The sequence below is a fragment of the Shewanella sp. AS1 genome, from assembly GCF_021412565.1.
Classification (GTDB): Bacteria; Pseudomonadota; Gammaproteobacteria; order Enterobacterales; family Shewanellaceae; genus Shewanella.
The window spans coordinates 24893-50414 of the sequence record NZ_JAKCLJ010000003.1 but is presented as its reverse complement, the minus strand read 5'-3'; the positions used below and the strand labels follow the sequence as shown (position 1 = coordinate 50414).

The 25522-nt window shown below is 48.5% G+C and carries 18 protein-coding genes; 6 read left to right on the top strand and 12 right to left on the bottom strand.

All coding sequences use genetic code 11. The annotated features are described in order from the left end of the window. Window positions 1–125: 125 nt before the first annotated feature. The 7 genes from crr to LZP69_RS06080 form a co-directional block, all read right to left on the bottom strand. Window positions 126–635 (bottom strand): PTS glucose transporter subunit IIA, encoded by a 510-nt coding sequence (gene crr / locus LZP69_RS06110; protein ID WP_234199316.1) that lies wholly within the window; start codon window positions 633–635, stop codon window positions 126–128. A gap of 60 nt (window positions 636–695) precedes the next feature. Beyond that, entirely contained in the window at window positions 696–2402 is a 1707-nt protein-coding gene (ptsP, locus tag LZP69_RS06105; protein ID WP_234199315.1) for a phosphoenolpyruvate--protein phosphotransferase, read from the bottom strand. 12 nt (window positions 2403–2414) lie between these two features. Further along, window positions 2415–2675, bottom strand: coding sequence for an HPr family phosphocarrier protein (locus LZP69_RS06100; RefSeq protein WP_234199314.1), 261 nt, complete (start codon window positions 2673–2675; stop codon window positions 2415–2417). A gap of 31 nt (window positions 2676–2706) precedes the next feature. Further along, window positions 2707–3093: an ACT domain-containing protein gene (locus LZP69_RS06095; RefSeq protein WP_234199313.1), complete on the bottom strand. Its 387-nt coding sequence runs from the start codon at window positions 3091–3093 to the stop codon at window positions 2707–2709. Between the two features lie 104 nt (window positions 3094–3197). Beyond that, window positions 3198–4835, bottom strand: coding sequence for a methyl-accepting chemotaxis protein (locus LZP69_RS06090; protein WP_234199312.1), 1638 nt, complete (start codon window positions 4833–4835; stop codon window positions 3198–3200). 359 nt (window positions 4836–5194) lie between these two features. Further along, window positions 5195–7288, bottom strand: coding sequence for an elongation factor G (fusA, locus tag LZP69_RS06085; protein ID WP_234199311.1), 2094 nt, complete (start codon window positions 7286–7288; stop codon window positions 5195–5197). Window positions 7289–7654: 366 nt separating this feature from the next. Further along, window positions 7655–9085, bottom strand: coding sequence for a M28 family metallopeptidase (locus LZP69_RS06080; protein ID WP_234199310.1), 1431 nt, complete (start codon window positions 9083–9085; stop codon window positions 7655–7657). Window positions 9086–9459: 374 nt separating this feature from the next. Between LZP69_RS06080 and LZP69_RS06075 the strand changes: the two genes are divergently transcribed. The 3 genes from LZP69_RS06075 to LZP69_RS06065 all read left to right on the top strand — a co-directional run bounded on the left by LZP69_RS06075 (window position 9460) and on the right by LZP69_RS06065 (window position 15663). Beyond that, the gene (locus tag LZP69_RS06075) at window positions 9460–10890 is read left to right on the top strand and encodes a DEAD/DEAH box helicase (RefSeq protein WP_234199309.1); all 1431 of its coding nucleotides are present in this window, start codon (window positions 9460–9462) and stop codon (window positions 10888–10890) included. A 242-nt stretch (window positions 10891–11132) separates the two neighbouring features. Beyond that, window positions 11133–12347, top strand: a complete 1215-nt coding sequence (locus LZP69_RS06070) for an RsmB/NOP family class I SAM-dependent RNA methyltransferase (protein WP_234199308.1) — start codon at window positions 11133–11135, stop codon at window positions 12345–12347. Window positions 12348–12594: 247 nt separating this feature from the next. Continuing rightward, complete coding sequence (locus tag LZP69_RS06065; RefSeq protein WP_234199307.1) at window positions 12595–15663, top strand: DEAD/DEAH box helicase; 3069 nt, start codon at window positions 12595–12597, stop codon at window positions 15661–15663. Window positions 15664–15684: 21 nt separating this feature from the next. Here the strand turns inward: LZP69_RS06065 and LZP69_RS06060 are convergent, their stop codons facing one another. The 4 genes from LZP69_RS06060 to pabB form a co-directional block, all read right to left on the bottom strand. Beyond that, the gene (locus LZP69_RS06060) at window positions 15685–16104 is read right to left on the bottom strand and encodes a secondary thiamine-phosphate synthase enzyme YjbQ (RefSeq protein ID WP_234199306.1); all 420 of its coding nucleotides are present in this window, start codon (window positions 16102–16104) and stop codon (window positions 15685–15687) included. A 114-nt stretch (window positions 16105–16218) separates the two neighbouring features. After that, window positions 16219–17619 carry an asparagine--tRNA ligase gene (asnS, locus tag LZP69_RS06055; protein ID WP_234199305.1) on the bottom strand — a complete coding sequence of 467 codons (1401 nt, stop codon included), beginning with the start codon at window positions 17617–17619 and terminating at the stop codon, window positions 16219–16221. A gap of 209 nt (window positions 17620–17828) precedes the next feature. After that, on the bottom strand, window positions 17829–18398 hold the full coding sequence (locus tag LZP69_RS06050; RefSeq protein WP_234199304.1) for a CoA pyrophosphatase: 570 nt from the start codon (window positions 18396–18398) through the stop codon (window positions 17829–17831). Beyond that, window positions 18388–19803: an aminodeoxychorismate synthase component I gene (pabB, locus tag LZP69_RS06045; RefSeq protein WP_234199303.1), complete on the bottom strand. Its 1416-nt coding sequence runs from the start codon at window positions 19801–19803 to the stop codon at window positions 18388–18390. The genes LZP69_RS06050 and pabB overlap by 11 nt, the downstream gene beginning before the upstream one ends. Window positions 19804–19936: 133 nt before the next feature. Between pabB and LZP69_RS06040 the strand changes: the two genes are divergently transcribed. Further along, the gene (locus LZP69_RS06040; protein WP_234199302.1) at window positions 19937–21454 is read left to right on the top strand and encodes a fumarate hydratase; all 1518 of its coding nucleotides are present in this window, start codon (window positions 19937–19939) and stop codon (window positions 21452–21454) included. A 186-nt stretch (window positions 21455–21640) separates the two neighbouring features. Then, window positions 21641–23683 carry a dipeptidyl-peptidase 5 gene (locus LZP69_RS06035; protein ID WP_234199301.1) on the top strand — a complete coding sequence of 681 codons (2043 nt, stop codon included), beginning with the start codon at window positions 21641–21643 and terminating at the stop codon, window positions 23681–23683. 154 nt (window positions 23684–23837) lie between these two features. Here the strand turns inward: LZP69_RS06035 and LZP69_RS06030 are convergent, their stop codons facing one another. Then, complete coding sequence (locus LZP69_RS06030) at window positions 23838–24476, bottom strand: 2OG-Fe(II) oxygenase (protein WP_234199300.1); 639 nt, start codon at window positions 24474–24476, stop codon at window positions 23838–23840. 369 nt (window positions 24477–24845) lie between these two features. Between LZP69_RS06030 and LZP69_RS06025 the strand changes: the two genes are divergently transcribed. Then, entirely contained in the window at window positions 24846–25478 is a 633-nt protein-coding gene (locus tag LZP69_RS06025) for a YchE family NAAT transporter (protein WP_234199299.1), read from the top strand. Window positions 25479–25522: the final 44 nt, after the last annotated feature.

Below are 25522 nucleotides of genomic sequence, written 5' to 3'. Positions count from 1 at the left end.
ATTCGTTTGGCCCCATTGTGTCATCGAGCGGGGACTGGCTCAAGGGGCTTGCCCATTATGACAGCACGCTGACTTGTACTGTCATTCATAGAGCGGGGTTAACTTGGGCTAGGCAAAAACAGGATTTAGAGTTGCACTGAGAAAATTACATCCTTGCCTGCTTCAACCGAGCCTGCTTTTTTCTCTAAGCTTTGTACATCTTCCATATTGGCCAATACGACAGGCGTCAGCAGGCTTTCCACATGGTTTTTTAAATAGGTGAGATCAAACTCCAGTATGGGATCGCCCACTTTTACTTCTTGTCCCTCTTCGGCTAAGCGCTTGAAACCATTGCCTCTTAACTCGACCGTACCGACACCAAAGTGTACAAATAGCTCAAGACCATGGGGAGACTCGATACTAAAAGCATGGTTTGTCTCGAAAATCTTACCAATCGTGCCATCGATCGGGGCCAAGATCTGCGATCCTTTTGGAGATATAGCTATCCCATCACCGACAATTTTTTCGGCAAAAACCACATCGGGTACTTTTTCGATGGAGCTGATTTCACCAGAGACAGGGGCATAGATATCTATGCCACCCGTGATAGGAGGTTGTCCTGATATTAACCGGCGGATGCGACTTAAAAATCCCATTAATCACCCCTGTAACATTGCTTGTTATTTATCATTTTTCGTTAGCATACTCAATAATGCTCAAGAGGAACAGCGCCTTAATAGCGCATTCAGTTCATCGATTCGAGTCACTGCAAGTGCTTGGTTCGCGAGTGTAACACAGTCTTCGTATTGCCAGTGACTCAGGGCTTGTTTTATCTCTAGAGGCGCATTGATATTGACACTTAATTCATCGACACCCAGACCGACTAACAGCGCAGTTGCCAGTGGATTACTGCCCAGCTCACCACAGATAGAAACTGGAATCTTATGCTCTTGTGCACAGCGAATAGATTGTGCCAGCAGCTTGATTATCGCAGGCGAGAGCACTGGGTATTTATCAATAAAATAGGGGTTAGTGCGATCGGCAGCCATGGCATATTGGGTCAGGTCGTTGGTACCTATGCTGATAAAATTGAGCAAAGGCAGCATGGAGGGTAGGTTGAGCACAGCAGCGGGCGTTTCCACCACTATGCCTAGTTCTAACTCTCCATAACCTTGTTCCTCTTCATTGAGCGCCTGTTTACAGAGCTCTATCTGAGCGAGAACCGCCTCGAGATCTTCTACCTGGTTGACCATAGGGAACATCAAGCGGATATGGCCGTGATTAGCCGCCCTGAGGATAGCTCGCAGTTGCGCCGAGAAAAGAGCCAGATGCGTCAGGGTATAGCGCACACCGCGTACACCTAATGCGGGGTTTTCCTCTTTCGTCATACCAAGTTCAGGCAGATCCTTATCGGCACCGAGATCTAAGGTGCGTATGGTTAGCACTTTTCCATCGAGCAGTTGCACGGCATCGCTGTAGATCTGATATTGCTGCTCTTCATCGGGCAGGGGCTGGCCATTCATAAACATAAACTCTGTACGAAACAACCCTACACCCTCGGCGCCAACCTCATTGAGCAGATTGATTTCACTCAGGGAGCCAACGTTGGCAAGAAGAGTAATTCTATGGCCATCGGCTGTTTGTGTCGCCTTATCTTTGAACTGGGCTAAGAGCGACTTTTGCGCCTCTATCCGCTGACGTGCTGAGGTTAACTCGGCGACTTGATCCTCTGTGGGCTCAATAAACAGCTCGCCGGTAAGGGCGTTGAGACCGACTTTTGTACCATCGAGAAGACGATTAAGATCGCAAGGGCAACTCATTAAGGTAGGGATGGCGGCGCTGCGCGCTAAGATGGCGGTATGGCTAGTGATCCCGCCAGTTTGCAATACTAATCCTTTTATTTTATCGAGCGGTAAGCTGGCAAACTCGGCAGGAGTTATATCTTTGGCGATGACAATAGCATGGTCGTGTAGGTGGGAGAACTCGACACATTCACCGGTCAGTAACAGGTTTATCAGGCGTTGACTTAAAGAGAGCACATCTTGGGCGCGACTGCTTAAGTAAGAGGTATTGATTTCCCGCATCGCCTGGGCGTGTTTGGCAAAGGTACGTTCGACCGCCAATGCGGCAGAAAACTGCTGTTTGGCTATCGCCTCATGGAGCTCGGATACAAGCTCCTCATCTTCGAGCAAAATAAGATCCGCTTCGATAAGCTGGTAGTGCTCACTGTGCGGGTCAAGATGTTGGCCGCTGAGTCTTATCTGTGAGGCTAATTTGGTGATGGCCTGGTCGAGTCGCGCTTGCTCATCTTTAATTTGTGATAAGGGGAGTAGATGATAATCAAGTTTATTGTCCAGCACCTTGAGAACTTTGGCCTGACCTAATGCGATACCCGCAGAAACCGCAATTCCTTTAATTATCATCTATCCATCCTATTAACTGAGTGTGATCAGCAGCTCTGATACGCGTTCAACGGCTTCTTGTGCCTGTTCGCCATTGGCGCTGATGGTTACAGTGGCACCCTTATTCAAACCTAAGGTTTGTAGTTTAAATAAACTCTTGGCGCTGGCTTGTTTTCCCTGACATGCCACTAAAATATCACAATCATATTGTTTTGCTTCTTTTACCAAGAGGGCTGCGGGTCGAGTGTGGATCCCATGCTCTGCCATGATAGTGACGGTCTTCTCAAATGTCATACTGCTCTCTTAACATAATAAATAATTGAAACTAATAATGAATTATATGGTAGTTGTTTTTTTTAAGTGCCAATATTGCGCTATCGAGCCGCTCTTTTTTCACTAAAATATAGTCGGTGTCGAATGTGGAAAGGGCAAAGATACTCACTTTCGCCTTGGCCAGGATTCCAGATATACTGGCTAAGATGCCTGTCATCGAGAAACCTAAGGGGCCGACCACTTCAAGACAACGCCAGTCGTTTTCCTGTTCCAGGCTATCTAAAGTCAGACTGGCTGGGACGACGACAGATAATTCATCTTTGGTTTTACCGATAAAAAACATAGGTTGGTCGAGGACGCTGGCATCGATAGGGCTGTCAGGGTTGAAGCTGTGAATGCTATAGAGCTGTGGGTGAACAGCTAATGTCATACGAACCATGGCCTGTGGTCTCTTAGTTTCGGTATCGGCATTAGCTTATCATAGTTTGTGCAAAAAAAAGGAGCAGCATTTAGCGGCTCCTGATGTAAGAAAAATCGATTCGGTTACACTTTAAACTGGCTTAGGATCTGGGTACTGCTCTGACTGATCTCCATCAGAGAACTGGCGGCCAATTTATTGCTTTCATTTGCCTTAACCGAGACTTCTGAGAGTTCGGTAATGCTGCATACATTACGATTTATCTCCTCAGTGACCAGAGATTGCTCCTCCGTGGCACTTGCGAGCTGAGTATTCATGTCGCTGATATGGGCGATCAACTCCAAAATTGTCGTGAGGGATTCGCCTACGGCCTGAGCCTGTGTCTGCAACTGCTCTGACTGGCCTTGGGTCTGACTGTTACTCTGCATCACACTGGCAACGCCGGTTTGAATATCTGTGATGATCTTCTGGATCTCATTGGTTGAGTCCTGAGTGCGGTTAGCCAGGGCTCGCACCTCGTCGGCTACCACAGCAAAGCCCCGGCCATGGGCACCGGCACGGGCGGCTTCAATCGCGGCATTAAGCGCCAGCAAGTTCGTTTGATCGGCAATGCCACGGATCACCTCGAGAATATTGCCAATTTTCTCGGAAGAGACGCCAAGATCTTGGGTGATCGATTCGGCGCTGCGCAGTTCACTCACTAGTTTCTGGGTATTGAGCACAGTGCTGTCCATCTGTGTCTTACTGTCCAGCGCCTGCTGTTTAACACTACTGGCGGCATCGGCCGCTTGCTGTGTATTGTTAGCCATCTCATGGGTGGTGGATAGCATCTGATTGATCGCCGTGGCAACACTACTGGTTTCCTGGTGCAGATGATCGACGCTGGCGTTGGATTCATTAACGGCATTGAGCAATCTGTCGGCATCCTGATGCAGGTTATGGCCAACAGGCTGCAGCTCGGCCACCATATAATTGATTTTACCAACAAATAGATTGAATGCTTTGGCCAGTTCGCCTATCTCATCTTTACCTTCGGTAGACAAACGCTTGGTGAGATCGCCTTCGCCCTGGGCAATATCTTTCATCGCCTCAATTGCTTGGGAGAGTGGGGTACTGATGGAGTGATTAAGTACCAGGAAGAAAGCAAAAATGGGTGCGGAGATCAACACCATAATAATGAGGTAGTTAGAGATCACCGCCATAGTGGTTGTGTTGACGTCACTCATGTAGGATGCGGTGATGAGAGTCCAGCCCCAAGGCGTAAACTGTCTAGCTTCTATTAACGCAGTTTCCTGTTGATTACTAACGGGATTAAGGATATCTGCTGTCAGCTTGGCTACGCCATTAAGTCTGGATTGAGTGACAAGTTTGGTTAATAACTCATTACGATCCTTGTGTGACAGGGTACCAACTTTGTGGCCAAGATCTTCCGGATTAGCCCCATCGGCTATGATGATTTGCTTATCATCCAGTAAAATAAAGTAGCCATGGCCACCATATTTAATGTTGTGCACCAGATCCTGTGCTTCTTTTTGGACTTGCAAAAGGCCAATTTCCCCTTGCTTAACCTGCTGCTCATGGGCACTGAGCACACTGATAATGGTGGACAGCTGAGCATCATTTTGGAGCCATTTCTGATCTATCAGGTTATTTCGTTGTTCATTGATAGAGAAACTGGCAAAAACCATGGTGCCTATGGCGGCAATGACCAGCATCATAATAAGGCGTTGCAGTATGGTGAATTTTCTAAGGATGGTGAGCATGATCTTCCTTTACAACTTCAGGTTAAGTAACCGATAACCCCTTATCGGCATCAATTGAAATAGGTTGAGGGTTAATAGTGACTTATTATCAATTAGTTGAGTATGTTCACACAATTTATTTGTGGTTTATTTTGACTAATGATTATTAACGGGTAATAGTCTGTATTTATTGAATTTTCTATCAATTATTAAAGTAATCTATAAAAAGAATAAAAAGAATAAAAGGGAGCTAGGGCTATAAGCCATGGTGTACACGGGTGAAGTTAGGGGTTAAGAGTGAGGTTAAGAATAGGGTAATAAAAAACCCTAACAATTTGCATTGTTAGGGTTTTATTAAAACAGTCTCTTAGAAAGTAAAATTACTTCTTAGCTTCAGCTGCTTTACGCTCTTTAACTTGGGCGATAACTTTCTCAGATACGCTGTTTGGACATGGTGAGTAGTGTGAGAACTCCATAGAGAACTGACCACGACCAGAAGTCATAGTACGTAGTGAACCGATGTAACCGAACATTTCAGATAACGGTACGTCACCCTTAACACGAACACCAGTCACACCCGCTTCTTGACCTGAGATCATGCCGCGACGACGGTTAAGGTCACCAATCACGTCACCTACGTTGTCTTCTGGGCTGAATACGTCAACTTTCATGATAGGCTCAAGTAGTTGCGCGCCAGCTTTTGGCATAGATTGACGGAATGCACCTTTAGCCGCGATTTCGAACGCGATAGCTGATGAGTCAACTGCGTGGAAAGCACCGTCAGTCAGTTCTAGTTCAACGTCTAGTACTGGGAAGCCAGCAACAGTACCGGTTTTCATCATAGACTCGAAGCCTTTTTCAACTGCTGGCCAGAATTCTTTAGGTACGTTACCACCCACAACAGAAGACTTGAATGTGAAGCCAGAGTTTGGCTCACCAGGACGGATAATATAGTCAATCTTACCGAATTGACCAGAACCACCTGATTGCTTCTTGTGGGTGTAGCTATCTTCAACTGGTTGAGTGATAGTCTCACGGTAGGCCACTTGTGGCTCACCGACGATTAGCTCAACACCATAGGTACGCTTAAGGATATCTACCTTAATATCAAGGTGAAGTTCACCCATACCTTTAAGGATGGTTTCACCTGAATCTTCGTCAGTTTCAACGCGGAATGATGGATCTTCAGCGATCATCTTACCGATAGCGATACCCATCTTCTCTGAGCCACCTTTATCTTTAGGGGCAACAGCGATAGAGATAACAGGCTCTGGGAACACCATGGCTTCTAGCGTACATGGGTGCTTAACATCACACAGAGTGTGACCGGTTTGCACGTTCTTCATACCCACGATAGCGATGATGTCACCGGCTTGCGCAGTTTCAAGTTCGTTACGTTGGTCGGCATGCATTTCACACATACGGCCGATACGTTCTGTCTTACCTGTTGCAGAGTTAAGGATGGTGTCACCCTTGCTGATACGGCCAGCGTAGATACGTACGAAGGTCAGGGCGCCGAAACGGTCATCCATGATCTTAAACGCAAGTGCTTTTAATGGTGCATTGGCGTCAACGATAGCGTGTTCGCCAGTTGGATTACCTTCTTCGTCAGTTAGATCTTGTGGATCAACTTCAGTTGGAGATGGTAAGTAATCAACAACTGCGTCTAGTAGAAGCTGCATACCTTTGTTCTTGAAAGCAGAACCACAGTATGTTGGGAAGAAGGCTAGGTCACGGGTACCTTTACGGATACAACGCTTGATGTCTTCAATAGAAGGCTCTTCACCTTCCATGTAAGCTTCCATCAGATCGTCGTCCATCTCAACGGCAGACTCGATCAGTTGCTCACGGTATTCTTCAACCATGTCAACCATGTCAGCAGGAATATCTTCGATGCTGTAGTTTTCAGCCTCACCAGTTTCGTCCCAAACCCATGCTTTACGGGTTAGTAGATCGACAACGCCTTTGAACTCATCTTCGATACCGATAGGCAGTACCATTACGAGAGCATTAGCAGCAAGAACGTCTTTAGTTTGCTTAACAACGCGTAGGAAGTCAGCACCCATACGGTCCAACTTGTTTACGAAGATGATACGAGATACTTCAGATTCGTTCGCATAACGCCAGTTGGTTTCTGATTGTGGTTCAACACCACCAGAACCACAGAATACACCGATACCACCGTCTAGTACTTTTAGAGAACGATAAACTTCAACTGTGAAGTCAACGTGGCCAGGGGTGTCGATGACGTTGAAACGGTGATCGTTCCAGAAGCAACTTACAGCAGCAGACTGAATGGTAATACCACGCTCAGCTTCCTGTTCCATGAAGTCGGTTGTAGATTCACCGTCATGAGTTTCACCAGCTTTATGGATTTTACCGGTCAGCTTTAGGATACGCTCAGTTGTGGTGGTTTTACCCGCATCAACGTGAGCAAAGATACCAATGTTTCTGTACTTTGATAAATCAGTCATTTTTCTACTCTATTGGAGTTACGTTCAAAAATTCGGGGGGAAGTATATCAATACTTTTAGAATAGTTTTATAGATTTTTATTAAAATCATTTAAATTTGCTTAATAAAGCAGGTTTTTTGTAATCAAAGTTCAAGACGTTTTTTGATAAAAGCCTTACACCAGCTGGATTTGGCTGATTTTTGTTCGCTAGGGACTTAAGTCTTTTTTGCTTATATTATTTTTTGCCATAGACCTACAGGTTAATGACAGAAAATTCTGTCGGCCGAACTTGCCAATTTTCGAGCCTTATGTTCAATAGTAAAACTCAGATTTACGGCGCACATGCTGGGCGAAAATCACAGTGCGCCGCATTAATCTAAAATTGATTAAAACGCACCTGTAGCGCCGGGAAACACAACTGGGCTGGTATTACCGTTTTTACCTACGGCAGCGACGCCGAACAGGTAGTTGTCTATCACCAGATTCTTCAAGGTAAAACCATCGACTCTGCCTACATAGCGGCTATAGCGCCATTCGCTATCTGTGGTTTCGCGCCAATAGACACGATATCCAGCCAGCTCCTCACTGTCTGACAGCTGCCACTTAAGGTGGGTGTCGGCTGTCACCTGGCCGCTGATGTTCACTTGTTGTGGTGGCGCTGGCGCCCAGGCCATGGCCGCCAAGCTGATGGCATTGAGAGCCGTTAATTTGGCGTTAAACTCCTTATCTACACCCGAGATCACATCACCATATTCGATGCCGTTTTCGACCCGAATATCTTGATGCTGACGGTTGTAGTTTTCATTGGTCTCCATCACTCGAACCGCAGGCATGCCAGCCTTATTGAAGGGCAGGTGATGGCCGCCGCGGCCGAATCTATCCAGACGATAAATCAGCTTAACATCCAGGTTGATCATATACTGATCGGCAAGGGTCTTAATGTGGCGTGCAAGGTTGCGTGAAGCTGAATCGTTTTCGCCGCCACTGAAATAGCGCTCCTTGGCTTCCTCTGGGGTTTCGGCAATGCGCACCCCTTCAGAAAATACCCGCACAGTATGGTTACTCACGACACCGTTTATCCCTTCGATATTGCCTATCATGTCGTTGTTAAGCACAGCTTCAACCCGCCATCCTTGTGCCTTGGCGTAGTTTGCTAGCGCTGCGCCGCCATAGAGACCTTGCTCCTCGCCGGACAAAGCAGCGTAAACGATTGTGCCATTAAATTGGTACTGGCTCAGCACTCTGGCCGCTTCCAATGCGCCTGCGACGCCGGAGGCATTGTCATTGGCGCCAGGTGCATCTGATGTGGCGTCCATCACATCACTGACTCGAGAGTCTATGTCACCGCTCATCATCACGACTCGGTTGGGATCGCTTTGTCCTTTCTGAATTGCGATGATATTGACGATTTGGGTGGGGTTGGGGATACGCTTGCCTGTATCGGTCGAGCTAACCTCAACCACTTCTAGACAGTTGCCGCATGCAGCAGATATCCGCTCAAACTCCGCTTTTATCCAGCGCCGCGCCGCACCTATGCCTCGAGCTGAAGACTGAGTGTCTGACAGGCTATGACGGGTGCCAAAATTCACTAGGGTTTGCACATCACCAATGATGCGATCGCCCTGAGGCGCTGTGGCGATATCATAAAGACGCAGATCTTCGCTCGATGGCGCCGTTTGTGTCTCTGTTTGTGCCTGAACAGAAAAAGCGATGTTTGAGGCCAGCAGGCCTGAAATCAGCAAGGGAGAGCGGTGGAAACAGCGCAAAGCGCCTAAAGTGCGGTAAAAGGTGTTAGGAAGAAATCGTCGGCAGTGCATCATAACCTCGTTTAGTGTGATTCGATCATTAGTTATTGGATATTAGTTAATCGATCTTATTTATTGGGGAGTTAGTTATTTGATCTTAGCTATTGTTATAAATTGAATATTTATATCATCTGCCGGACATGTGTCCAGACTTTCCCAGCGTGATTGGGGTCATAGATACAGTTTGTTACTTTTTCTATGTAAGAGTATGTAAGAGTTAGTTGCCTGAAAAGCGTTATTAAACTGGGTGAAGCATTATCTGGAAATTGATTGCTATCCTGGGCCAGTAAAACTGTTATAATTCACGATTATAGTGTTACCCACTTTTTAGATGAAAACGACCGGATAGCGATGCCGGTTTTCTGTTGCCCTTTGTCGAGATCCCCATGTCATTTACCACACTCGGTCTAGATCCTTCCATTATTCACGCCATCGACGAGCTTGGTTACACCCAGCCGACGCCCATTCAGGCAAAAGCAATTCCCCTTGTGTTAAAGGGCAAAGATGTGATTGCGGCGGCGCAGACAGGCAGTGGTAAAACCGCCAGTTTTGTTTTGCCCATACTGCAAAAATTGTCCATGGGGAAAACCCAAAGAAAGAAACGCACCCGCGCCCTTATTTTGACGCCGACCCGCGAGCTGGCGATTCAGGTAGATAAACAGATAGGCCTCTATGGAAAGTATCTTGAACTCAAGTCAATGGCCATATATGGCGGCGTGGATCTAGCGCCGCAGAAACAGGCATTGATAGAAGGGGTCGATATCGTAGTCGCCACGCCTGGCCGTCTGCGGGATCTCTATAGCCAAAGAGCCATACATTTCGATGAGGTGGAGATCTTAGTGCTCGATGAGGCCGACCGTATGCTGGATATGGGGTTTATCGAGGATATCAATAAAATCATCGAGCAATTGCCACCAGAGCGTCAAAACCTGTTGTTTTCTGCAACCCTATCACGGCCGGTAAGAGACTTAGTCAAAGCGGCCATTCCTAAGGCGATTCACCTGTCGGTGAACAATGAGCAGCAGGGCAAGCCTGACATAGCTCAGTGGATCATCACAGTCGATAAGGATAAGAAATCGGCGCTGCTTAGCCAGCTGATCCATGAACATAACTGGCCTCAGGCACTGATCTTTATCGAGACCAAACATGGAGCGGCCAAGTTGGTCAGTCAGCTTGAGAAGCGGGGCATAGAGGCTGAGTCTATCCATAGTGGGCGTGCCCAAGCGGTGCGCGAGCAAGTGTTGGCCGATTTTAAATCGGGGAAAATTAAGTATTTAATTTCTACTGGGATCTCGGCGCGCGGAATCGATATCCAACAACTGCCATTAGTGATCAACTATGATCTGCCTTATCCTGCCGATGAATATGTGCATCGGATCGGGCGTACGGCTCGAGCCGGGGCGAGCGGTGAGGCTATCTCCTTGGTATCAAAAGATGATTTTAAAAATCTGTGTATGATTGAGAGCCGCTTAGGTCATCTGCTCGAACGCCGTGAGGTCGAAGGTTTTGCACCCAAAAAACCTGTGCCTGTATCCATTTTAAATTATGTACCCAAGGCGGCCCGTGATGCTGATGGTAAGCGAATGGTAAAAGCGAAAGGCACTGACGCTGCCTCTAAAGCATCGGGTAAAAAATTAACCAAGGGGACACTGAGTTTAACCGACCATTCCGCTAAGTTTGAGCGCAAGGCTAAGCCAGAAAGAAGTGCTGCAGCCCAAGGGAGAAATACACAGCACAAGCAGCGCGATAGCCAGCGGGCAGGTGACAAGCAAAGTGCGGCGCCCAGTTTTAATCCCTGGACTGACAAGTCAGATTAGGTAAGTTTTGGTTGAAAAATATTAATTATTAAAAATTAAATAATTCAGACATTTATTATTTGTTTTATTTTTTTATACCATTTGCCATCAATAAAGTTGTTTTAATTTTGCTCCTCCTTTACATCAGAACAATTGGATGAGCCGAATGGACAAGAGGTTATATCGCGTTATCCGCTGCTGGACTTGCGTCTGCAGGGGATAACTCCTATGATCGCCCGGATTTTTCTTAAGTAGGCCTTATCATGCTAAATGCGTCGCTCTCCCCAAGCTCAACTGAATTAGTTATCAATGTCTTAATTATGGTTCTCAAAGAGGGCAAGCCGCTCGATCGCGCCTATTCACACCATTTTTCTGGGTTAAAATTGGCCCCCTCAGAACAGGCCAGGATCACTATGGTCACTGGGGATCTGTTACGCCGCCTTAACTTTTATTGCCATCTGGCACAAATGCAACCTCAAGAGATAGAGCGACTGGGTTCGCGTCTGCTTAATGGCTGGCATATGTTTCACCAGTTACCGACGCCTAAGCTACAATATTCACTGCAAATAGCCCCTGAAGAGTTTGAAGAGCGTTTGGCAGAAGCCAAAGGTCAGCTCGCTTTGTTTGATGGCTGTCCCGAGTGGCTGGATCAATTGGGCCAAGCCCAGCTAGGTGATGCCTGGGTTGCCGAGCGCGCCGCATTAGCCATGGCACCCAAACGCTACCTGCGGACGAATCTGCTCAAGGTAAGCCGTGGCGAGCTAATGCAAAAACTTGCGGCCGAGGGGGTTGAAACGTTAGAGGTAGAAGGCGTGGACAGCGCCTTAGAAGTGCTGTCCGATGCGGCGCTGTTTCGCACCGAGGCATTTAAACAAGGCTTATTTGAACAGCAAGATGCTGGCTCGCAATTAGTGGCGGCGGCTGTGGATGCCAAGCCGGGTATGCGGGTGATCGACGCCTGCGCTGGCGCCGGTGGTAAAACCTTGTCGATTGCCGCCCAGATGCAGGGCAAGGGGCGCTTATTGGCCATGGATGTTGAGCAGTGGAAGTTGGATAACCTAAAGCAACGCGCACGCCGCGCCGCAGCCCATAATATCGAGACCCGGATTATCGCCAGTAGCAAGACCATTAAACGCTTAAAACTCAGCGCCGATCGCGTTTTGTTGGATGTGCCTTGTTCTGGCCTTGGGGTGCTTAAACGCAATCCAGATACCAAGTGGCGTGACACCCCAGAGCGGTTGCCTGCCCTGATTTTACTGCAAAAAGAGATCCTGCAAAGTTATAGCCGCATGGTCAAAGAGGGCGGCATATTGATCTATGCCACCTGTTCAATCATGCCCGAGGAGAACCGTCAGCAGGTAGATAATTTCCTAGCCAATAATCCTCAATTTAGTTTTATAGACGACGAAACTATCAGTGTGGCGAGTTCCGGCTTCGATGGTTTCTATTTAGCCAGAATGCAGCGCTTGGCCGATTAATCTTCTCTTAGTCAGGCCATAGGCGCATCCGATTGTGAATGATTAACGTGCGCCTTAGCACAGACAGAGTAATATCTGTTTTCAGGTCTGTATAAATAGCCATTAATGATGATATGATTTTCCCTTTGAGCCATTGATTAAGGTGCTCAGGGTTTTATCTCGGATGGTTGATTTGTTAGCGGCGATTGAACATTTTTCCCACCGGCAGCGGTTTGCGGGGTTACAAATACTATTGCAAGGTGAGCTCGTGGATTTTTCCCATGTGGCTAGCCTGCTGTCTGGGCGCTTCTCCTGTGCAGGCGTGGCAATTAGTACCTCTGTCGACCTAAAAGAGGCCGTTAAGGTCGCCTGTGATTGCTTGCAGGATGATTGTGCTCATGGCGCCGCACTCTTAATCGAGGCGCTCGCGCAGCAGGGGCTGGCCAGTCCCAAGCGCAGTCGCCGCGATGATACCGCAATTCGCTTGTTTCGAAGCGAGTTTAACCAGCAGTTTGATCCTTTCCCTGCGATGGTACGTCATCGAGTGCTCTATCTGCTTGAAGAGCAAAAAGATACTTTAACTCTGAGCCTCTATAAAGGTTACCTGAGTAAAAATGGCACCTATCAGATCCGAAGCCGTTTGGGATTTGAGCTATTTTCAAGCGCCAGTTTACCTAAGTATGTTAGCCAGACAGATCTGCAGCTCTTATCTCTGCTCAAAATGAGCTGTTCTATAGAGGAGATCGCGCAGCAGTCTGATGAAATCACCCTGAATCTGCCTAGAGGAGTAGATGCTGATTGCTATCGATTGTTGGTAGACAGCGGCCGTTTATTCTATCAAAAGGTGAGTAAAGGACCTTTGAAGCTGGCGATTCATTATGATGACGATTATTTTGATGCCGATTTTCTTTTGCCCTTGGATGATCGGGTTTTTATCGATCTCGCCAGTAACACCTTAGTGATTGATGAGCAGGACGGCGAGATCAATGAATCTTTACTGAGCCAAGTTGATCTCGATGGTGAGTGGCTACCTCGTATAGAGGTAGTACGCAGGGAAGTCGATTTCCCCTGGCTTTCTCCTGCCATGTTGCCCCTGGATCTGACTCGATTCACTATGGTACATAGAGGCGTGGCATATACTCTGCAACAACTTCTCTATATTGCCGCCGATCACCTGGGGTTAATGACGCAACTGGCTAAATGCCAGCTACGTTTAGCCCCATTGCCGCTCGTGAGTCAGCAGTTTGAACGTCCCATTACAGATGCGATGAGCGTAGGGGATCGCATTATTCCTGATGATATCAGCGAGTATGTGGTCTTTTTTCGTCAGTTATCCTTGGCCGGTTGGCAACTGGATTTCGAGGCGAAGAAACGTTTCGTTAAAGTGGCGGCGAATCATTGGTATGGTGAGATAGCGGCCGATGAGCAGGATTGGTTTGAGCTCAGTCTTGGCGTTGAAGTGGAGGGCGAGCGAGTTAATTTGCTGCCTCTGCTGACCAATATGATCCGCCAGGGGCGTTTAAAGCGGGAGCACCATAAGGAGCCGGTTGCATTCGAGCTCGATTCAGGTGAGATCTTAACCCTGCCGGGTGAGCGGATCGGCCGCATATTGAGCGTTTTGTCGGAGCTGTTCGATAAGAACCCGTTAAATGTCAAGCAAGAGTTAGTGTTACCCCGGCATCAACTTAGCCGACTACCACAACTGGATGACGTATTAAAGCAAGATCTGGTCGATAAGCGCACTTCTCCTCTGAAATGGAGTGGGGCTACCTGGCTTAAGAAACAGGCGCAGGATCTCAATCACTATTTGAGCCACTCAGATAGTGAGACACGTAAGTCGGAATTAGTTATCCCCGACAGTTTTAATGCCCATTTAAGGCCTTATCAACGTCAGGGGGTGAGTTGGTTGCAGTTCTTGAAACAGCATCACTTTGCCGGGATCCTCGCCGATGATATGGGGCTTGGCAAAACGATCCAGACACTTTGCTCTATCCTTATCGACAAAGAACAAAATCGGCTCAAGGGGCCAGTGCTTATCTTGGCTCCCACCAGTTTATTGACCAACTGGCAGCGGGAATGCCAGACCTTTAGCCCAAGTCTAACCACGCTTATCTGGAGTGGCAGAGAACGCCATGAGCAACATGCTAAGCTACAACAGGTAGATCTGGTGATCACCAGCTATGGGCTGTTAGCACAAGATGAGCGCCGTTTGAGCAAGATCCATTGGTATCAGGTGATCTTAGATGAAGCACAAACCATCAAGAACAGCCGTAGTCGAATAAGCAAACTGGCTAATCGATTGCAAGCCAGCCACAGATTGTGTCTGACAGGCACGCCAATGGAAAATCATCTGGGGGAACTCTGGTCGCTGTTTCATTTCTTAATGCCTGGGTTTCTGGGGACAGCCAACCAGTTTCAACGTCAGTTTAAACAGCCGATAGAGAAGGAGGGATCCCAGAGTGCCAGACAAAAGCTGGCCCAGCGAATAGCGCCTTTTATGCTGCGCAGAACCAAATCACAGGTCGCTCGTGAACTGCCAGAAAAGACGGTGATCAATACCCTGATCGATCTCACCCAGGCCCAGGCCGATCTCTATGAGACCATCCGCTTGACTGTGGCCGAAGAACTTAAGCTAGCCCTGTTACAGACAGGAGCCAAGGCGAACCGACTGGCGATCAGTAATGCATTACTGAAACTGCGCCAGGTGTGCTGTCATCCTGCCATGCTGAAATATGCAAGGTCTGAGAGTGCGACCCAGCAGAGTCTAGTTAAGGTTAACAGTGAGCTAGAAAATGATGAACAGGAAGGTAGCTCATCTAAGCTGGTGTGGTTAGAAAACAAACTGCCGAGCATGATAGAGGATGGCCGCAGTATCTTAATCTTCTCCTCATTTACCTCCATGTTGGATCTGATAGCCCAGCAGCTGGATGAACAGCAGATAAGCTATGAGATGTTGACAGGTAAGAGTCGCCACCGGGATAAGATCATAGACAGATTCCGCCGCGGTGATGTCAAGGTGTTCCTGATCAGCCTCAAGGCAGGGGGCGCCGGACTGAATTTGACCGAGGCGGATGTGGTGATCCATGTCGATCCCTGGTGGAATCCCGCCGCCGAAGAGCAAGCCAGTGATCGCGCCTATCGCATAGGGCAACAAAAGCCGGTATTTGTCTATAAACTGCTGTGTAAAAATACGGTTGAAGAGCGAATACAGCAGCTACAACAGAGTAAAAAAGCCTTGGCTCAAAGCATGTATCAGACCAGAAGTCTTTCACTGGCCGAGATGAACCGTGACGACTGGCTGGCACTGCTGCAACCTATCGGCGATGAAGCCAGCTAGCGATTTTCCAAGATGGCAGGACTATTCTCCCTGCAATGTGATGATAAGCCTGCGCGCGCCGCCATGATTACGGGCTTCACACAGGTAAATGCCTTGCCAGGTTCCTAAATTAAAACGGCCATTGGTGATAGGCAGCATCAGCTCGGCGCCCAAAAGGGAAGATTTTAGATGCGCCGGCATATCATCACTGCCTTCATAGGTATGGCGATAATAGGGGGCATTTTCTGGCGCTAGGCGATTGATAAAAGATTCAAAATCCTCCCGCACAGTGGGATCGGCATTTTCATTGAGGGTGAGAGCGGCCGAGGTGTGTTGCAGCAGAATATGCGCCAGGCCGAGCTTGTATTGTTTTAATTCTGGCAGGGCAGCGACTATCTCATCTGTGATCAGATGAAAGCCACGGCGTTTTGCACTCAAGGTGATCTGTTTCTGCTGCCACATGGTATGACTCCCGACAATATTGCTTAAGTAATGACTCAAATAATGGCTCAAGTCATTGCTAAAATCGCCCTCATCTGAGGGCGATTTAACTCTTTCATCTAACCGAATAACAAGTTAGAAGTTGGCAGATTTTGGCGCGCGCGGGAAGGGGATCACATCGCGGATGTTAGACACGCCAGTCACATAAGACACCAGGCGCTCGAAGCCCAGACCGAAACCTGCGTGGGGCACAGTGCCGTAACGGCGCAGATCGCGGTACCACCAGTAATCTTCTTTGCTCAGGTTCATCTCTTCTAAGCGGGTATCTAATACGTCCAGACGCTCTTCGCGCTGGGCACCACCTATGATCTCACCAATGCCTGGCGCCAGAACGTCCATAGCGGCAACGGTTTTACCGTCATCGTTGAGGCGCATGTAGAAGGCCTTGATATCTTTTGGATAGTTTTTCACCACCACTGGCGCCTTGAAGTGTTCTTCGGCAAGGTAACGCTCATGCTCAGATTGCAGGTCGATACCCCACTCAACGTCAAATTCAAACTTTTTACCACAGTTTTTGAGGATCTCTACCGCATCGGTGTAATCCACCTGGGCAAAGTCGCTGCTGACGAAGTTTTCTAGACGCTCGATAACGGTTTTATCGACGCGTTGCGCAAAGAAGGCTAAATCGTCAGGACGTTCCTGTAGTACGGCGTTGAAGCAGTATTTGAGCATACGCTCAGCAAGACCCGCAACATCGTCTAAGTTAGCGAAGGCCACTTCGGGCTCAACCATCCAGAACTCGGCTAAGTGACGGCTGGTGTTGGAGTTTTCGGCGCGGAAAGTCGGGCCGAAGGTGTAGACTTTAGACAGGGCGCTGGCATAGGTTTCGGCATTTAGCTGACCCGATACCGTCAGGAAGGACTCTTTTCCGAAGAAATCTTCTTTAAAGTCCACTTTGCCATCTTCTGTGCGTGGCAGGTTTTCCATATCTAAAGTAGAGACGCGGAACATCTCACCGGCACCTTCACAGTCAGAGGCTGTGATAAGTGGCGTCGATACCCAGATGAACCCCTCTTCGTTGTAGAAGCGGTGAATTGCCTGAGACAGACAGTTACGCACACGGGCCACGGCACCGATGATGTTGGTGCGGGGACGCAAGTGCGCCAGCTCGCGAAGATGCTCAATAGAGTGACGTTTTGCCGCCATAGGGTAGGTGTCTGGGTCATCGACCCAACCTGTGACTTCAACGGCGCTCACTTGCAGCTCGAAAGCCTGGCCTTGTCCTGGCGATTCAACCACTTCGCCTGTCATGATCACAGAGCAGCCGGCGGTTAAACGTAATACTTCATCGTTGTAATTACTTAAGCTATTTGGCACAACACCCTGAATAGGGTCAAAACAGGAACCATCATAGACGGCAAGGAAAGAGATGCCAGCCTTAGAATCGCGGCGGGTTCTGACCCAACCACGTACGGTCACTTGCGAACCAACCGCAAAATCACCTTTAAATACAGAAGCGACAGATGCAATGCTCATTGTTGCTTAGTTCTCCAACGAATCGTTTTATGAAAAATTTTGGACGTTTATATTACCTTGATACAGGCTTTTCTCAAGGAAAAAACCGCAGATAACCGCAGTTAGAAACAAATATTTGCGATTTATCTTGATTGATGAAACTCGCGTGCAGTTAACGGCTGACTAAATGGGGGCGTTTGTATGCCAGTTGAAGGGCGTTCACCTCAGGCTTAATCGGCCAGCTGGCGACAAAAATGGTCGATAATCGCCGCCGTTGCGCCCCAGATCATGTAATGCTTATAGGGGATAAAATGCACAAGATGCTTGCTGCCACGGCGGGAATAATAGCGAGTGATACGGTTTTGTGGTTTGAGCAGAAAAGAGAGCGGCACAGTAAACAGCTCCTCAACCTCGCCGGGATCCAGTATGGGGGTAAACTCCTGTTTGACTATGCCGATCACGGGGGCGATAGCAAAGCCAGTGAAAGTATTAAATATCGGATACTGACCTAAAATATCGACATTGTGCTTGGGCAGGGCGATCTCTTCGAAGGCTTCGCGCAGCGCGGTGGCGGTGAAGTCCACGTCCTGCTCTTCGACCTTACCGCCGGGAAAACTGATCTGGCCTGGATGTGCCCGCAGGTGCGTCGGTCGCCGAGTGAGGATCAGATGCAGCTCTTGCTGTTGCTCAATCAAGGCCAGCAGCACAGCCGCCTGACGCAGACTGCGCGTCATGGGCTGCTTGATCTCTTCGGGCAAGGGCTGCAGGGCAAATCTGTGTTTAAACTCATCAAGCGTCATGGGACTCGGCCAAGATAGGCAATATTTTACTTACCTTATCATAGCTTTCCTGATATTCGGCATCGAGCTGACTGTCGGCGACTATGCCGCCACCGGCCCAGCAGTAGAGGCGAGGCGACTCGGCCACTAAGGTGCGTATTGTGATGCTGGTATCCATCTGGCCATCTTGGCTCAGATAGCCGATAGAGCCGCAGTAGAGACTGCGCCTTGAGGGTTCTAGCTCTTCGATGATCTCCATGGCGCGGATCTTAGGTGCACCCGTGATGGAGCCGCCGGGGAAGGCGGCTCGCAGCAGATCGCAGCCGTGATACTGCTTATCGAGTCTGGCGGTGACTGTGCTGACCAGATGATGCACAGCAGGGAAGCTCTCAATATCGAACAGCTTAGGCACGGCCACGCTGCCGCTTTGGGCGACTTTACCTATGTCGTTACGCAGCAGATCTACTATCATCAGGTTCTCGGCGCGATCCTTTTCAGAATCTGCCAATTGCTGCTTGGCTTGTCCATCTTGTATCGGATCCAGAGAGCGTGCCATAGTGCCCTTAATAGGCTTGGTCTGTATTTCATCGCCCCTTAACTGAATAAATCGCTCGGGCGAGATGGAGAGCAGCGCATGTTCATTTAGGCGGATGAAGGCAGAAAAAGGCGCTTTATTGCTGGCGCGAAGCTTAAGATAGGCTTGCCACTCATCACCTGAATATTCGGCCTCAAATCTCTGGGTCAGATTGATCTGATAGCAATCGCCGCTGTTAAGGTACGCCTGCACCGCATTGAATTTCTCTGTGTACTGCTGCTTATCTATCTGCGCTTGCCAGGGGCGAGTCAGGCTAAACGGGCTCTGATTTGACAGGCTTTTTGAAGTAGCAAGGATCTGCTCAATCGCGTCAAGCTGTGTCTTGAGCGCCGAATCGCCGCAATAGTGCACCAGTGACCACTGTTTTAGGGTGTTATCGAAAACCAGCGCCCACAGATACAAGCCGATATTCATCTCTGGAAGGCCGATATCCTGTGCGGCACTCGAAGGCAAGGATTCCAAGCGCCTGCCAAGATCATAACTAAAGGCGCCAAGCGCGCCGCCACTAAAGGGTAAGTCACAGTGGATAGGCTTAGGGAAATACTGATTAATGGCCTGTTTTAACAGAATAAAGGGCTCATCTAGGCTATGCTCGACCTCATTGTATCCGTCAGGTTTAACATGACAGAGTGTGGTTTGCTCACCTTGAGTGACTAGGGTCGCCACAGGCATTGCCACTATGATGTCGTACTTAGCATCTATGTGCTCAGCATCGGCGCTGTCGAGCAGCATGGCCCAGGGCAGATGGGCAAAATGGCTAAATAGCTCAGTCGTCGTGTGGTTCCAGTCCAAGGTTTTAACGGCAATGCCTTGAGTTGACGAATAAATCATCTATTAACCTTATCTAAAAAGTGATGTTCCCCTGAAAGTCACGAAAGAGTATCATACCGTGAACAGATTCAAATAATACCGACCCTAAAAAATAGGGCGAAGAATAACTAAACTGTGAGATAAGGAAACGTCTGTGAGTATAGAACAGCCCATCATTAAGCAAGCGGATCTCATCGAGAGCGTTGCTGACGCACTGCAATACATCTCTTACTATCATCCCAAAGATTTTGTTGATGCCATGAGCGAAGCCTATGACAAGGAGCAGAGCCCGGCGGCAAAAGATGCGATCGCGCAGATTTTGATTAACTCACGTATGTCTGCTGAAGGTAAGCGTCCTCTGTGTCAGGATACCGGGATCGTCACTTGTTTCGTTAAGGTGGGTATGGGCGTTCAGTGGGATAAGCATGACATGACAGTGCAGCAGATGGTCGATGAAGGGGTCCGCCGCGCCTATACAAATCCGGACAACCCGCTGCGTGCCTCTATCGTTGATGATCCTGCGGGCGCTCGCAAAAATACCCGCGACAATACCCCGTCAGTTGTGCATATCGAGATGGTACCTGGCAACCATGTGGAAGTGGCGATCGCGGCCAAGGGGGGTGGTTCGGAAAACAAATCCAAGATGGTGATGCTCAACCCCTCAGATGATATCGCTCAGTGGGTCGAGAAGACGCTGCCTACCATGGGCGCCGGCTGGTGTCCGCCAGGCATGCTGGGCATAGGCATAGGCGGCACGGCTGAGAAAGCGGCTGTGATGGCCAAAGAAGCCCTGATGGATCCCGTCGACATTCATGAACTTCAGGCTCGCGGCGCCGAGACCGCCGATGAGAAGCTGCGTCTGGATATATTTGAGCGCGCTAATAAACTGGGCATAGGCGCTCAAGGACTCGGCGGTTTAACCACAGTATTGGATATCAAGATCAAATCGGCGCCGACCCATGCGGCCTCTAAGCCTGTGGTGATGATCCCGAACTGCGCGGCAACTCGCCACGTACATTTCCACCTCGATGGTTCGGGTCCTGCAGAGCTGACGCCTCCATCCTTAAGTGACTGGCCCGAAATCACCCGTGAAGCGGGCAGCGATGTGCGCCGAGTGGATCTTAATACTGTTACTCAGGCAGAGATTGAACAGTGGAAGAGCGGCGATGTGCTGCTGCTCAATGGTAAGATGCTCACCGGCCGTGATGCGGCCCATAAGCGTATTCAGACCCTAATAGAAAGTGGTGAAGGCCTGCCTGATGGGGTGGATTTCACCGGTAAGTTTATCTATTACGTCGGTCCGGTCGATCCTGTTGGCGATGAAGTGGTTGGCCCTGCAGGTCCAACGACCGCGACCCGCATGGATAAATTCACCGATCTCATGCTAGATAAGACTGGTCTGATGGGCATGATAGGCAAGGCTGAGCGCGGCCCGGCAACGGTTGAGTCCATTAAGAAGCATAAAGCGGTTTATCTGATGGCGGTGGGCGGCGCAGCCTATCTGGTGTCTAAAGCCATTAAACAATCTCGCGTGGTCGCGTTTGAAGACCTAGGAATGGAAGCCATCTACGAGTTTGATGTGCAGGATATGCCTGTCACGGTTGCGGTTGACAGCGAAGGGGTTAATGCCCACGAAACCGGGCCCGCGACCTGGAAAGTCAAACTAAGCTAACCGTTGTTTTGAGTGCTTTCTCGATGTTTAAACTTTGAACATGATGTTTAAACATAGTGTTACACATTGACTTTACCTCTGGGGGATGGGCGCTTGCCTAATCCCCCGTTTTTGTTTAGTGTGCTTTGGCATACATTTTCTTGCATCAGGTTTGCCTGATCCTCAATCTAAAAGATGACAATAACAATGAAAAAAACTGCAATCATACTTTCCTTGGCTGCCGCTGGTGCGACTTTCGTTGCCCATGCCGCACCAGCGCCTTTTAAGGTGCAAGATCTCTCTAATCTTAACAAATTACATTCCGCTGTATTGTCTAATGACGGCACTAAAATTGTCTATGCAGTGAAAAATATTGATGGCAATGGTGATGGGGAATCGAATCTCTATATTCAGTCAGTCGATGGTTCTGCCGCTCAGCAGCTGACCTTTGCCAAAGGCACTGAGCACAGCGTTGCCTTTAGTCACGATGATAAGCGTATCTATTTTCTTGCGGCCCGTAACGGTAGCTCGCAGTTGTTTGAACTGCCTCTCTCTGGCGGTGAAGCCAAGCAGGTGACAGATCTACCACTGAGCATCGAAGGCTTTAAACTGTCTCAGGACAGTCAGCAGGTGGTGTTTAATCTGCGCGTCTTCCCAGACTGTAAGGATCTTGCTTGTAGTGTAGATAAGTTTGCCGCCGAAGCTGAGCGCAAATCGACTGGGCGTGAATATAAGCAGCTGATGGTGCGTCATTGGGATACCTGGGAAAACCATACCCGCAGTCACCTGTTTGTTGCTCAGCTCAATGGCGATATGATCACAGCGCCAGTCGATGTGACTCAAGGCCTGGACACAGAAACCCCACCTAAGCCATTCTCTGGCATGGAAGAGGTGACCTTTACACCGGATGGAAAGTATGTGGTTTACAGTGCCAAGGCGCCCAGTAAGTCTCAAGCCTGGGAAACTAACTACGATCTATGGCAGGTTGCTGTAACGGGCGGTAAGGCTAAGAATCTGACCGAAGGCAACAAGGCGTGGGATGCACAGCCGACTTTCTCCAGCGATGGGCGTTATATGGCATATCTTGCTATGAGCAAGCCTGGATTTGAGGCCGACCGTTACCGCATCATGCTGCGTGACACAGTCACAGGCCAAGAGAAAGAGGTGGCGCCACTTTGGGATCGCAGTGCAAGCTCACTCACCTTCGGCAAAGATAACCGCACCCTGTATGTCACCGCGCAGGATCTGGGGCAGGTTAGTATCTTTGAGGTCAATACTCAGTTTGGTGATGTGAAACCCCTCTTTAACGAAGGTAGCAACAGTGTTGTCGGCGTCAGTCAGGATAAAGTGGTATTCAACCATAAGAGCCTGGTTGAGCCGGGCGATCTCTATAGCGTGTCACTCGATGGTCAGAACAAGCAGCGTCTGACTGAGGTGAATAAAGAGAAGCTGGCCAAGATTAAGTTTGGTGAGTTCCAGCAGTTCAGCTTTAAGGGCTGGAATAACGAAGAAGTTTACGGTTACTGGATCAAGCCGGCAAACTATAAAGAGGGTAACAAATACCCTGTAGCATTCCTGGTTCACGGTGGCCCTCAAGGTTCATTCGGTAACAGCTTCAGTGGTCGTTGGAACGCTCAGCTTTGGGCGGGTGCGGGTTATGGCGTGGTGATGATCGATTTCCACGGCTCAACCGGTTATGGTCAGGCATTTACCGATTCCATCTCTCAAGACTGGGGCGGTAAGCCTCTGGAAGACTTACAGAAAGGTTTAGCCGCCGTTTCGGCGCAGCAAAAGTGGCTCGACAGCAGCCGTACCTGTGCCCTTGGCGGTTCATACGGCGGCTTCATGATGAACTGGATCCAGGGTAACTGGAACGATGGTTTCAAATGTCTGGTTAACCACGCTGGTCTGTTTGATATGCGCTCCATGTACTATGTCACCGAAGAGCTTTGGTTCCCAGAGCATGAGTTTGGCGGCACTTATGAGCAAAACAAGGCGCTTTACGAGAAGTTCAATCCAGCTAACTATGTTGAAAACTGGAAGACGCCTATGCTGGTGATCCACGGTGAGAAAGATTTCCGTGTGCCTTATGGTCAGGGCTTAGCGGCCTTTAGCGCACTGCAGCGCAAAGGGATCCCCTCTGAACTGCTGATCTACCCAGATGAGAACCACTGGATCCTTAATCAGGATAACCTCAAACAGTGGTACGACAATGTCTTCCGTTGGATGGATCGCTGGACTGAGAAGTAAGTACAGGTCCAATATGAGCCTTAACTGAAAAAGCCAGAACCGTCGTTCTGGCTTTTTTGTCTCTGCCCTAAGTGAATCATGCTTTAGCTAATACACTCTTTTATTTAAATTTCACGCTTTCATTTAAGTACGTTTTCTTTTAAGTTCCATACCTTCATACAAGTGGCACACCTTCATTAATGCGAAACCAGCCGGTCAGGCTGTATCTGTCTTTATATGATTGCAGCACTTCATGGGGAAACTGCTCGCTAAAAAAGATCACCATGGTGCCAAACCTGGGTTCGACCCTGGCAAAGGGGTCGATTTCTTGGTGTTGGTACATCAGCAGCTCGCCGCCATCGCCCTTTTGCCACTCTTTGTTAAGATACAAAATGGCCGTGAGTTTGCGGTTCGATCGTCCCTTAAAGGCATCAAGATGTTTTTTATAAAACGCCCCCGGACCATAGTAGGCAAACATGGTTTCATAATCGAACAGGCCTAAGTAGAAATAGCGATTAACGGCTAGCCTCAACTGTTCGGCCCAATCAAAGTAGGGTTGTGCAAAGGACATGTTGTTGTCTAACCAGCAGATCTTATCGCTGCGTATGGTTTCAATCACCTGTTGATCTTGCTGGCGGCCGATAGCGGCGGTTTTAAAGGCCGAATCATCAATCTGGCTTAGGTTGTCCACTAAGCTATTGAGCACGTCTGTGGGAAATAGGCCAGAGAGTATGCTATAGCCTTTTTCGGCGAGCTCATCACAGATGAGCTCGATTGGATCATGATGCGTTTCAAGAATGGATAGGCTGTTCAATTGGCAACAGATCTGCAAGTAAAGGTGCCGCTTTATAGCTAAGTTTGACCTTGTCAGATAGCTAAAAATTTTTATGCTCAAGACAAATAATTTTTTGTTTTAGGATTTGTCCTAACAGGCCGCTAATTCGATCTCAGTTTATTCAAATGATTGATGGGCTATAGGGGGAGAGAAGTGCGATTACAGGCAGAAAAAATCGTTAAAATCGGTATTTTAGTCAAAATTGTGAGTTGGGCGATAAAATCTCATTTTCTGAAATTGAGGCAATAATGTACAGTAGCGTTTTTTTAATCCAGCTATTTTTAGTAATTACTTTTAACAGCTACTTATTAAGGGCCGATAGCCCGATAAGTTACCGAGGACACGATATTGGATTTAACACTCTATGTTAAATTTTTTCTTGGTTTAATTGCGATCATCAACCCAATCGGCTTGCTTCCGGTATTTGTCAGTTTGACCAGTCATCAGACGGATGTTGAGCGCAATTTAACGGCTAAGCACGCCAATATTGCCGTTGTGATCATCCTGCTTGTAACCATAATTGCCGGACAGCATATCTTAAACATGTTCAGCATCTCGCTGTCGGCATTCAGGATAGCCGGCGGGTCTTTGATCGCTATCATCGCCATGTCGATGTTGCAGGGTAAACTCGGTGAAGTAAAACGCAACCAGGAGGAGGACAGGGAAGCTTCAGCCATGGAATCTGTTGCAGTTGTGCCACTGGCTCTGCCTATCATGGCGGGACCGGGAGCCATCAGCTCTGTGATTGTTTTTGGTGCCCAGCACAACTCTATGAGCGATCTTATCGGAATGTCTTTGACTGTGGTGATCTTCGGCCTAACCAGCTTTGCCCTGTTTAAGATGGCGCCCATGTTATATAAATGGCTCGGTAAAACCGGGATTAACGTGATCACCCGTCTGATGGGTCTCTTGATGTTATCGATTGGCATAGAGGTGATGGCCGCTGGATTTAAGGGATTATTTCCAGGCACATTCGGATAATGTCTTGATTAACAGTCATAAAAAAACGCGCTTAGGCGCGTTTT